This window comes from Rhodothermales bacterium, assembly GCA_013002345.1.
Taxonomy (GTDB): Bacteria; Bacteroidota; Rhodothermia; order Rhodothermales; family JABDKH01; genus JABDKH01.
Genome location: JABDKH010000019.1, coordinates 1 through 11,165 on the forward strand (window position 1 = coordinate 1; position 11,165 = coordinate 11,165).

General features: G+C 57.5%; 9 protein-coding genes. 4 read left to right on the forward strand and 5 right to left on the reverse strand.

Annotated features, from left to right (window positions below):
- Positions 1 to 67: 67 nt before the first annotated feature.
- Both HKN37_00860 and HKN37_00865 read left to right on the forward strand, forming a co-directional pair.
- The gene (locus HKN37_00860) at positions 68 to 2,062 is read left to right on the forward strand and encodes a M1 family metallopeptidase (protein ID NNE45189.1); all 1,995 of its coding nucleotides are present in this window, start codon (positions 68 to 70) and stop codon (positions 2,060 to 2,062) included.
- Positions 2,063 to 2,084: 22 nt separating this feature from the next.
- Positions 2,085 to 2,993, forward strand: coding sequence for a hypothetical protein (locus HKN37_00865; GenBank protein NNE45190.1), 909 nt, complete (start codon positions 2,085 to 2,087; stop codon positions 2,991 to 2,993).
- A 1-nt stretch (position 2,994) separates the two neighbouring features.
- On the opposite strand, the gene HKN37_00870 is transcribed toward HKN37_00865, so the two are convergent.
- The 3 genes from HKN37_00870 to HKN37_00880 are packed head-to-tail and all read right to left on the reverse strand — an operon-like array spanning position 2,995 to position 6,610.
- Positions 2,995 to 4,491 carry an aminotransferase class V-fold PLP-dependent enzyme gene (locus HKN37_00870; protein ID NNE45191.1) on the reverse strand — a complete coding sequence of 499 codons (1,497 nt, stop codon included), beginning with the start codon at positions 4,489 to 4,491 and terminating at the stop codon, positions 2,995 to 2,997.
- Positions 4,492 to 4,501: 10 nt separating this feature from the next.
- Positions 4,502 to 6,013 carry an RNA polymerase factor sigma-54 gene (rpoN, locus tag HKN37_00875; protein NNE45192.1) on the reverse strand — a complete coding sequence of 504 codons (1,512 nt, stop codon included), beginning with the start codon at positions 6,011 to 6,013 and terminating at the stop codon, positions 4,502 to 4,504.
- A 3-nt stretch (positions 6,014 to 6,016) separates the two neighbouring features.
- Positions 6,017 to 6,610, reverse strand: a complete 594-nt coding sequence (locus tag HKN37_00880) for a DUF3109 family protein (GenBank protein NNE45193.1) — start codon at positions 6,608 to 6,610, stop codon at positions 6,017 to 6,019.
- A 259-nt stretch (positions 6,611 to 6,869) separates the two neighbouring features.
- Between HKN37_00880 and ruvB the strand changes: the two genes are divergently transcribed.
- Positions 6,870 to 7,910, forward strand: coding sequence for a Holliday junction branch migration DNA helicase RuvB (gene ruvB / locus HKN37_00885; protein NNE45194.1), 1,041 nt, complete (start codon positions 6,870 to 6,872; stop codon positions 7,908 to 7,910).
- 125 nt (positions 7,911 to 8,035) lie between these two features.
- On the forward strand, positions 8,036 to 8,389 hold the full coding sequence (locus HKN37_00890) for a ferredoxin family protein (protein ID NNE45195.1): 354 nt from the start codon (positions 8,036 to 8,038) through the stop codon (positions 8,387 to 8,389).
- Between the two features lie 116 nt (positions 8,390 to 8,505).
- On the opposite strand, the gene HKN37_00895 is transcribed toward HKN37_00890, so the two are convergent.
- The gene (locus HKN37_00895) at positions 8,506 to 9,783 is read right to left on the reverse strand and encodes an adenosylhomocysteinase (GenBank protein NNE45196.1); all 1,278 of its coding nucleotides are present in this window, start codon (positions 9,781 to 9,783) and stop codon (positions 8,506 to 8,508) included.
- A gap of 117 nt (positions 9,784 to 9,900) precedes the next feature.
- Positions 9,901 to 11,127 (reverse strand): T9SS type A sorting domain-containing protein, encoded by a 1,227-nt coding sequence (locus tag HKN37_00900; GenBank protein NNE45197.1) that lies wholly within the window; start codon positions 11,125 to 11,127, stop codon positions 9,901 to 9,903.
- Positions 11,128 to 11,165: the final 38 nt, after the last annotated feature.

An 11,165-nucleotide genomic window follows, 5' to 3' on the forward strand; every position in this document is an offset into this window, starting at 1 on the left:
GCATAGCGGGTAACATGCCGCTGTAGCCTTCGTAGGCCACAAGCTACACACTATCCTGTGCGCCGGTATGCGATTTATCACGTCCTTCGCGGCAGCCGTTTTCCTGTTGACCGCGATACCAATTCAGCCTCTGTTCGGGCAAAGGTCAACAATTTACGACGAGCCGCTCAGCGAGCGCCGAGTATCGTACGCCATTGACGCCGAGCTCGATCCAGATGCGCGCACCGTTTCGGCCACCCAACGCATGACGTGGAGAAATCCAGACCGCGTGGCTGTCGACGAGCTTCAGTTTCATCTATATCTGAATGCTTTCAAGGGGCCCGAGTCGACCTTCATGCGCGAGAGCGGCGGTCAACACCGCGGCTTCTCTGCGACCGGAGAAAACACGTGGGGTGGAATCGACATCGAGCGCATGGCGATGGAACGTCCGCGGGCGGTGGCAGCAGGGACCTCCGAACTCGAGCCTGAGTTGGTTGATCTCACCGAGTACATCACGTTCATTCAACCCGACGACGCCAACCCGAACGATGAGACGGTCATCTCCGTACGCTTGCCCCGGGCCGTAGCGCCCGGAGAAACGATCGCGCTGCGCATCGATTTCGAATCGAAGCTTCCCAAAGTGTCCGCGCGTACGGGTTGGGAGGAGACCGATCGTGGCGAGCCGTTTTTTATGGTAGCCCAGTGGTTTCCCAAGATCGGAGTGTACGAGGTCCCGGGTCAGCGATATGTACCTGCCGATGCTCCTCGCGGAGCATGGAACACGCACCAGTTTCACTCCAATGGTGAGTTCTACGCCGACTTTGGTACCTATCACGTATCGATGACGGTGCCCGAGAATTACGTCCTTGGTGCCTCCGGCGTTAAGATCGGGGAGGAAACCGGCGACGGCACGACACGCTTTACCTACTCTGCCGACGATGTCCACGATTTCTCATGGACGGCGAGTCCGGCATACGTGGAAGCAACGGATCAGTGGAGGCACGTGACGATACGCGCCCTCATGCAACCAGAGCACGTCGGCCAGACGCAACGGCACATCGACGCCGCCAAGGTCGCGTTGGAGCGATTTGACGAGTGGGTGGGCGAGTATCCGTACACCGTTTTGACGATCGTAGACGCGGTGGGTGGTGCCGGCGGTATGGAGTATCCGACGCTCATTACCGGATTCACGTTCTACGGCGAACCGTCGTGGATGAAGACGCCGCTCGAGAGCACGACCATTCATGAATTCGGGCACCAGTACTTCTACGGGCTACTGGCCAGTAACGAGTTCGAAGAAGCGTGGCTCGACGAGGGAATGACCTCCTATCTGGAAAGTCGCATCATGGACGACGCGTATGGCAGCGGGTCGGAGCTATCCGCAGCCGGGCTGGAAATCGGATCACGTGACCGTCAGCGACTCAGTTACACGAAGAACGACCCCAGCCAGGGCAGTCTGTACGGATATGCGTGGAAGTATTCGTTTGGCGAGTACGGCAAAGTCTCGTATGCCAAACCGGCGACCGTGATGAATTCGCTTGAGGGCTATCTCGGATGGGATACGATGAAGGAATTCCTTCGAACGTACTATGCACGCTGGCGATTCAAACATCCGACGACGCGCGACCTTATCGATGTTGCGGAGGAAGTTTCCGGAGAGGATCTGTCGTGGTTTGCCGATCAGTACATCTACGGCGATGCCGTGGTCGACTATCGCCTGGATCGCATTCGCAATTCCAGGGTCGACGCTGACACCGCTTCAACGTCGTACAAGAGCCAGGTATGGGTCGAGAGAGCAGGTGACGGTACGTTTCCGCAGACGCTTCGGGTCACGTACGGCGACGGGTCCGTTGAGGATGTGGAATGGGACGGTCGTGGCGATCGCTGGAAATCGTTCGCGTTCACACACGACACTCGGATCGTCGAGGCCGAATTGGATCCCGACAACAAAGTGTGGCTCGACATCAATCGCCTGAACAATCGCAGGGTTGTCACAGCTGACGGTCAGTTGGCGCGCGAAATGCAACTCAGCGCCATGACCATCATTCAGCACCTGATGTACATCATTTCAGGCCTGTTCTAGGCGGTACTAATCCCTGAAGACCATGGTAGCTCAAAGCATCGCAAGTGGAGGCCGGCTGGTTGCCGCGAAACCGGGCCTCACTCTGCTCATCTATCTCGTAAATCTGATCGCAGCGCTGGTGCTTTCTCTGCCGATTTATGGCGCGCTCGTGGGCGCGACGGCATCCAGCGGATATGCCGCCGATCTGGTTCAGCGATTTGACCTGGTCCTGTGGGCGGACATCATGCAGAAGTCGGGTGATGTACTGATTGCGAGTTGGGGTCAGTTGTTCTGGATGATTCCGTTGTTCCTGCTGTGGAAGGTCGTTGTCTCCGTGGGCCTGATCAACGGACTCCGCGATGGCGGAGCCCGCTCGTTCTGGGACGGCGTCGGTCGATTCACGGGCAAAGCCACCCTCCTGGCTCTGCTTTACTTGCTGACGTTGTTAGGCTGGTTGGTCGTGGTCGGCATCATGGTCGTGGTCGCCCGACTCGTATTCTCAAACATCGAATCCGTCTTTACGCTCTACTGGATTGTCACGCCCGCGGTCCTCTTCGTTGGACTGGCTATCCTCGACATGATGCATGATTTCGGGAGAATAAGTCTGGTTATTAGCGGTCGGAGTGCGCCGTCCGCGTGGCTTGACGGGATACGATACCCGTTCCGGAGGCCTTCGTCCGTTCTGGTCTATCTGATGTGGCTCCTGGTGGCCATTGTCCTGTCAGTGGCGGCCGTGCGAATGCACGCCTCCTTCGCCGCGACCATTGGGGTCGTGTGGCTCCTCTTTCTCGTGCAACAGATCGTGTTCTTCCTCCGTGCGGGAGTCACGGTCGCGTGGTTCGGGAGCGAAGTCAGCTACTTTGAGCGCGTGCAATACCGTGAGGCCCCACTCATCGCCGACGCTCCGGCTGCATCGGAAGAGAACACGGGCTTTGACCCGTTGACCGCGTAGTTCAGGAAACTGCCTGGTGCGCCGCGGGAAGATCAAAGCCTCCAGCGAGCGGATCCTCAGCCATCCCGTTGCCACTCGCGACGTGACAGAATTCGTTGGTGTGGTTGTCGTATCCGTAGTCACGACTCCACTCATCGATGTTTTCGGCAATCTGCCGAATACCGTCGATGGCGTACTCCATCTCTTCGTCTGTCATTGTCGGATGCAGTGACAGGCGCACCCAGCCCGGTTTGGCCGAGAGGTCTCCGGCGTCGATCCTGTCCGTGATTGAATGCGATCTATCCCAGTCGACGTGCAGCAGATAGTGCCCGTACGTTCCCGCACAGGAACACCCACCACGCACCTGGACCCCGAAGCGATCGTTAAGCAACTGTACGATCAGGTTGTAGTGGATTCCTTCGATGTAGAACGAGATGACGCCGATCCGATCTTCCGTGTGGTCCGCCAGAATCACGAGTCCCGGAACGTCGCGAAGAAGCGCAAACGCCCGCTGCAAGAGTTCGTGCTCGCGCGCCTCCATGGCTTTGACATCCATTTGCTCTTTCAGGCGGACGGCCAGTGCCGCTCTGATGGTCTGCAGAAATGCAGGCGTGCCGCCATCTTCACGAGCTTCGATATCCTTGACGAATCGGTGTTCGCCCCACGGATTTGTCCAGTCGACGGTACCTCCTCCCGGGACATCCGGCACGGAGTTGTGATACAGGCGACCGTCAAACACCAGCACACCGGCCGAGCCCGGTCCGCCCAGAAACTTGTGCGGTGAGAAGTAGATGGCGTCGAGTTTCTGAGCTGCATTGTCGGGGTGCATGTCGATGTTCGCATACGGTGCCGACGCCGCAAAATCGACAAAACAGATACCGCCTTGCTCGTGCATGATCTCGGCAAGCCGGTGATACGGAGTCCCGATGCCTGTGACGTTTGAGCACGCCGTGAACGCCCCGATCTTGACACGACGGTCCTCGTACTTTCGAAGGAGCACCGTAAGATTCTGCGGATCAACCAGGCCCTCCCGACCGGGGGGAATGACCTCTACGTCAGCAATCGTCTCCAGCCACGACGTGTGATTCGAGTGATGCTCCATGTGAGTGAGAAACACAACCGGACGATCTTCCGTGGTTAGCTTGACCTGGTCGCGCAACCGCTCCGGCACACGCAGCCCGAGGATCCGTTGCAGCTTGTTCACGACCCGTGTCATGCCGGAGCCGGCGGCGACGATGACGTCGTCGTGGGACGCATTCACGTGCCGCTTGATAATCGTTCGCGCCTCGTGGTACGCCCGCGTCATTCCGCGTCCGGTGACACTCGCCTCCGAATGCGTATTGCCGACGAACGGCCCGAACACGTCGACCATCTGTTCTTCTATGGGCCGGTATAGTCGACCCGACGCGATCCAGTCCGCATAGACGAGTGGCTGACGGCCGAATGGCGTCACGAAATGACTTCCGTGACCGATGGTGTTGAGCCGGAACGGCTCGAAGTGCTTCTCGAGATCCGTCATGTAGATAGGTTTACGTTAGGACGATTTCCTTTCGCAGGCGTGCCACCGGAACGCCGAGCTGCTCACGATACTTGGTTACCGTTCGGCGAGCAATGTTAAAGCCCTTCTCTTCGAGGAGGTCTGCAATCTTCTGGTCCGACAGCGGCTTCTGCTTGTCCTCCTCTGAGATGATCCCCTCAATGATCGCCTTCACTTCCTTGTTCGAAACATCCTCTCCGCTGTCTGTGCTCAATCCTTCCGAGAAGAAGTACTTCAACTCGAACACGCCGAACTCCGATTGAACGTACTTGCCGTTCACGACTCTACTCACCGTCGAGATATCCATTTCTATCAGCTCGGCAATATCCTTTAGGATCATCGGCTTGAGGTTACCCTCCCCGAACTTGAAGAAATTCTGCTGCAACTCGACGATCGTCTGCATCACCTTGATCATCGTCGCACGACGCTGGTTAATGGAGTTGATGAACCAGCGTGCAGACTCCAGCTTGCTCTTGAGAAAGTTCTTTGTTTCACTATCGATGTCGCTGTTCTTGACGCCGCGCTTCTTTTCGGAGTTCAGCTTCTCCAGCATTTGCTGGTAGCCCTTCGAGATTCGAAGTTCAGGAGCGTTCCCACTGTTCAACGAAATCAGAAACTCGTCCTCCATGTATCGAACGGTGAAGTCGGGCGTGATGTAATTCTGCGCGGCCGTGAACTCGCCTTCTCCCGGCTTTGGATTCAATCTCTGAATAATGTCAAACGCCTCTTTCAACTGGGTATCAGTCAGGCGCAGCTTCTTTTTGATGGACTCAAAGTGCTTCATCGTGAAGTCCTTGTAGGACTTCTCGAGCATCTGGATCGCTGCGTTCCGGCCCAGCGCCTCCGGCGGCATGGCGTGTAGCTGAACCAACAGGCATTCCTGCAGATTTCGCGATGCGATGCCGACCGGATCAAGTGTTTGCACGAGCTTCAGCACTCTCTCTACATCGGCTTCCTCTGCCATCACGCCGTAGTTGAATACGAGATCGTCGATGATCGAATCTGCAGATCTACGCAGATAGCCGTCCTCATCGATGGAGCCGATGATCTGCTCGGCAATCAACTCGTCGCTCTCGTCAAGATCCAGATACGGGAGTTGATTCTTGACGTGCTCGGTCGTGGTCGTTTTCGCCGGCATGGGCATTTCGCGATCGTCTTCCTCATCCGAAGCATCGACCTGAGCCTTGTAGCCGTAGAGGTCCTCGCTGCTGTTGAGATAGTCTTCCCAGTCAAAATCGTCCTCGGCCGCTTCAGCTTCGGCCTCCGCTTCTGCGGCGGCCTGCTCGGCTTCGTTTGTCGGCTCGTCGGGTTCGGTCTCCTGCTGCTCCTCGTTGGCTTCGAGTTCTTCCTCTTCCTCTCCTTCCTCCAGAAGCGGATTGATCTCGAGCTCGGCCTTTATTCGTTGCTCGAGCGCCAGCGTCGGAAGCTGGAGCAGCTTGATATACTGAATCTGCTGCGGGGAAAGCTTTTGCTGCAGACTCTGTCTTTGCTGAAGATTAAGCATCGACTATGGGATTCTTTGGGTGGTACTTAATACGCTTCGTCGTTCATCACAGGCATCGGTGAGAGCGTCGAACCATTCCTCACCATATTTCCTGACGAGGGGTTCGCGGAGGAATTCTGTCAGATACGTGCCGGAATGATGGCCGGCCAATCGGCCCGGCTCACAAATTGCCGCCCACTCATAGTTCATGACTTCGTGCGTGCCGTAGTCTTCGATACGTATCGGGAAAAGATGGCATGAGATGGGCTTCGGGAAATCGGTGCGCCCCTTGTCGAAGGCTTTCTGGATGGAGCACTTCGCAACAGCGCCCTCATATGTGACGAACACGCACTCTTCGCCTTCGAGACAGCGGGTGGAGTACTTCCCGCTTCCGCGCTCCTCCCAGCACCCTTCGGTGTCTATGATGTGCAGTGCTTCCGGGCTCAGATATTTGCGGGTGACCGGAATGACGGCCTCAAGCAGCTTGAGCTCCGATTCCTCCAGCGGCGCCCCTGAATCGCCCTTTACACAGCAAGCCCCCAGACAACCTCCAAGGTTGCAAAAGAACGAGTGCGTAGCAACTTCGTCCGACACCAGGATATCGTCTACCACAAACATAATGCCTTAAACGTAGAACAGTCCATCTGGTTTGTCAACAAGGCGTTTTTCTTGACGTCGACGCGTCGTCCGGGATCTGGTTGAGCACGGCGATTCGCGGCAGCAGTGGATTGACAACATCAGCTGCACCTATGCGCTTTATCGTCGCCCGGCTCGCTCCGGTTAAGTCGCGGTCTCCTGAAGGAACGCGCGCCCTTTTCCTTATCTTTCCGCTTCACTCCCACTCCGGTATTCGTCGGCCAGGACCAAACGCCCTTACATGATCAGCGAGAATGATCGGCCAGGCAATCTGATATCGTCCGCGGTGGCAGCGGATGAAGACTTCGACCGGTCGCTAAGGCCGTCAAGTCTGGATGAGTTCGTCGGGCAGGAACAGATTAAACGTAACCTGACGGTGTTCATCACGGCGGCGCGTCGACGGGGCGAGTCTCTGGATCACGTCCTCCTTTCGGGCCCTCCGGGCCTTGGCAAAACAACGCTCGCGTATATCATCGCCTCGGAGATGGGCGCCGGTATCAAGTCGACAAGTGGTCCTGTCCTGGATAAACCGGCGAGCATCGCAGGTATTCTGACAAATCTGAGCGAGGGCGATGTCCTCTTCATCGACGAAATCCACCGCCTCAGTCCCGTCGTTGAGGAGTACCTCTACGCGGCGATGGAGGACTATCAGATCGATATCGTCATCGACTCAGGCCCCAACGCCCGGAGCATCAAGATCAGTCTGCCGCCGTTTACGCTTGTCGGGGCGACAACCCGCAAGGGCCTGCTGACCGCGCCCCTCCGGGCCAGGTTCGGCATCGACTTCCGGTACGACTATTACACGGCCGATCTGCTGACACTGATTGTGTTACGGTCCGCCGGGATTCTCGGCGTTCAGATTTCGGAAGAGGGTGCCAAAGAGATCGCCCGTCGCAGCCGTGGGACACCGCGTGTCGCTAACCGCCTTCTCAGGCGTACGCGCGATTTCGCGGAGGTTGAGGGCGACGGAACAATCGATCTGTCGGTCGCAGATCGGTCCTTGAATGCCTTGAATGTTGATCGGAGGGGGCTGGACGAAATGGATGCGCGCATTCTGAGGGCGCTTATTGACAAGTATCGAGGAGGCCCTACCGGGCTCAATACCATCGCTGTGGCCGTCGGCGAGGAAGCTGGAACCCTCGAAGAGGTGTACGAGCCGTACTTGATACAGGAGGGTTTCCTTGAGCGCACTCCGCGTGGTCGGGTCGCGACCCCGCAGGCTTACAAACATCTCGGGCTCACAGTGCCCGTCAAAGACGCGGGCCTCTTCCCGGATCTTTGAGGGATTTACCTACGTCGGGAAGTCGGGTTCACCTGAACTCTTCGGGTTGTGTCGCTTGAACACCTTTCATAGTTTTCCGGCGACATCTGTCAACCTGTTCAACAATCAGCCATCAGTGAATCCACATGCCGTACGTTGTTGCCGAACCGTGTATTAATTGCAAGCACACGGATTGCGTGGAGGTGTGCCCGGTAGACTGTTTCTACGAGGGGCCGAATTTTCTCGTGATCCACCCGGACGAGTGCATCGACTGCAACGCCTGCGTCCCGGTGTGTCCGGTGGAGGCCATCTTCGCCGACGACGAACTTCCCGAGGAATGGCAGCACTACGCCGAATGGAACACCTACCTGGCCGAACAATGGAAGGATCTGGGTCACAACGTGACCGAGAAGAAAGACGCGCTACCTGATGCAGAAGAGTGGAAGAGCAAGGAAAAGACCGAGCAGGACATCCTCACGTACGAAACCGGCGACAGTTGAGCCGCCACCATTTCAGGTTATCAGTCGCGCCGGGTGTCGTACGGACCCGGCGATAAGAAAAGCCGCACCCCGTTTTGTCGAGGTGCGGCTTCTTTTCTGACGGAACGCCTTGAGAATCAGGTGCCGGCCGAGTAGTCGGTAGCGTACGCTTCCTGCTCGCTGGTGAGCGTATCAATCGATAGCCCCATGGTCTCCAGCTTGATGCCCGCGATTTCCTGATCCAATTCAGGCGGCATTTCGATAATTCGCGGCTCCAGAGGCTCACCACCCTTGTGCATGCGCACGAGGTTGAGGTGGGCCATGAACTGATTGGCGAAGCTCATGTCCATCACTTCGGACGGATGACCTTCAGCCGCAGCCAGGTTGACGAGGCGACCGTCTGCGAGCACGAAGATTCGCTTGCCATTCTCGAGCGTGTATTCTCGACAGTCGTCGCGCACAATGCGAGTGTCGGACGACAGCTCGGCGAGTTCCTGCAGGTTGAGCTCGACGTCGTAGTGGCCGGTGTTTGAAACGATGGCGCCGTCGCGCATACGTACGAAGTGATCCCCACGAATCACGTCCTTCATTCCGGTTGCCGTCACGAAGACGTCGCCGACTTCGGCGGCCTCGTCCATCGCCATGACGCGGAAGCCTTCAAGCGTTGCCTTGAGGGCGGCGGTTGCTTTCACTTCAGTGACGATCACGTTAGCGCCCATTCCCTTCGCCCGCATGGCAACACCGCGGCCACAATGACCGTAGCCGGCGACGACGAAGTTTTTCCCTGCGATCAGGACGGACGTAGCACGCAGAATGCCATCTATCGTACTCTGACCCGTGCCGTACACGTTGTCGAAATCCCACTTCGTCTCGGCGTCATTCACCGCGAACACGGGATACAGAAGCTTGCCATCATCGGCCATCGCCCGGAGCCGGTGCACGCCCGTGGTCGTCTCCTCGCTTCCGCCGACAATGTGCTCGGCCATCTCCGGGTGGTTCTTGTGAACCGTGAAGATCAGATCGGCCCCGTCGTCGAGCGTCAGGTGTGGAGGCTTGTCGATGGTGCGCTCGATGCTCCAATAAAACTCTTCCACAGACTGGCCATACCACGCATAGATCTCGATGCCGTTCTTCGCCAATGCAGCGGCCACTTCATCGTTCGTGCTGAGGGGGTTACAACCACTCCACGACACTTCCGCCCCGCATTCCCTGAATGTCTCTATCAGAACAGCGGTCTCTTTGGTCACATGAAGACATCCTGCGATCTTGTATCCCTCAAACGGTTTCTCGTCGCGAAACTCGTCGCGGAGACGAAGTAGAACGGGCATTCTGCTTTCCGCCCATTCGATCTTGCGCCTGCCTGCATCGGCCAGCGAAAGGTCTTTGACCTTGTATGCACCTTCCTGATAATCCATTTTTCACCTGATTCTGAAGTTTGAGACCGGCGACTCCAACGGCCGCCGTGAGACGCGGGTTTTGCGTTCCCGGAATCTTCACCACTCGCGAATCCCGTGCAACCGGCCCGGCCGGACCTAGTGCGCGATGATCATTCGCTCGACCTTTCTCGTGCCCTCGACGTCCATCGTGAGGAAGTACACACCACTGGGCAGTGTTGATCCATCGAAAGTAAGGGTGTACGTCCCCGAGAGGTGAACACGATTCGTCAGCAGCGCCACCAGCTGCCCCAGCACATTATATGCGTCAATTCGGACGACCGATTGGCTCGGCACGGTGTAATTGACCGTTGTAGTGGTCGCAAAGGGATCCGGGAAATTGGCGTTCAGTGTGAGCTCGACCGGGACGTCAATCTCGGCGTCCACAGAAGACGCCTGGATCGCGGCGGAATCTATGCTCCAACGTTCCGTAGAGTCCCACGCCCTGTCTGCTCCGTAATCGAATCGCAGCCTGATCTCCTTGCCGCCGTACGCGGAAAGATCAAACAACGTCGTTACAGAGCCACCGGAGTTCCCGGAGAACACATCCTGACCGTTCATTGGGTGATTTGCCGAAGCATAACGCGACGGATAGCTGTCCGCGGGTGAAAGTAGCGACCACGTCTTGCCGTCGTCTGCACTGAAGCTGAGATTGCCGCCCAGACCGTCCCCCAGCACATAGTTGTGCTGGAGTGCAAGCCAGATATCGGAGACGTTCACGGGAAGCGTTGAGGGCGGAAGCACGAGACTGGAAACGGCCGCCTGTTCCTCGACCGATCTCGTGATCCACTGACTTCCCTCCTGGACCCACTGCCCGGTAGGTGTCACGTCGACCAGCACGTTGACCGTACGGACCGTGCGGTACTCAATTACGAGAGGTTGACCCTGCGAATCCCGATACGTCGTCTCGTTTCCGTCAAAGTCCGTGACCCGGAAGGTGTATTCGAACCGGTCACCCGCACCAAGGGAAGGCTCCGAAGGAATTGAGCCGGCAAAGCGCGTCAGGTCCGTGAACGACATCGCCAGCGGGAAAGCACCGGTCACGCCGGCTTCCCCCCCGATGGAATAGTCGACAAACACCGATGCGACACCTGTATCGTCGGTTACGTTCAGCACGAACCCGGGCAATGGTTGCCCGACGGGCTGCACATGCACGTCCGGCGGAGAAAAAACTACCGCCGGGGGTGTGTTATCGACCGGCCTGTCGGTGGAAATGGAGATGTCGTCGACATACCACCCGGCATACGCGATCGACTGCTCGATATTCTCCGAGTCCGTGCCGACGTCGAAACGAACGCGGACATCTTGCTGCGTCGGAAGGGGCACAACTGCGCGCCGCCAACCGAAGCTGTACGCGCCGAAAG

What these genes read in the sequence shown, in the direction of transcription:
- HKN37_00890 (NNE45195.1), top strand. Translation starts at nt 8,036, where the DNA reads ATGCCGTACGTTGTTGCCGAACCGTGTATTAATTGCAAGCACACGGAT.
- HKN37_00865 (NNE45190.1), top strand. Translation starts at nt 2,085, where the DNA reads ATGGTAGCTCAAAGCATCGCAAGTGGAGGCCGGCTGGTTGCCGCGAAA.
- HKN37_00870 (NNE45191.1), bottom strand. Translation starts at nt 4,491, where the DNA reads ATGACGGATCTCGAGAAGCACTTCGAGCCGTTCCGGCTCAACACCATC.
- HKN37_00860 (NNE45189.1), top strand. Translation starts at nt 68, where the DNA reads ATGCGATTTATCACGTCCTTCGCGGCAGCCGTTTTCCTGTTGACCGCG.
- HKN37_00880 (NNE45193.1), bottom strand. Translation starts at nt 6,610, where the DNA reads ATGTTTGTGGTAGACGATATCCTGGTGTCGGACGAAGTTGCTACGCAC.
- ruvB (NNE45194.1), top strand. Translation starts at nt 6,870, where the DNA reads ATGATCAGCGAGAATGATCGGCCAGGCAATCTGATATCGTCCGCGGTG.
- rpoN (NNE45192.1), bottom strand. Translation starts at nt 6,013, where the DNA reads ATGCTTAATCTTCAGCAAAGACAGAGTCTGCAGCAAAAGCTTTCCCCG.
- HKN37_00895 (NNE45196.1), bottom strand. Translation starts at nt 9,783, where the DNA reads ATGGATTATCAGGAAGGTGCATACAAGGTCAAAGACCTTTCGCTGGCC.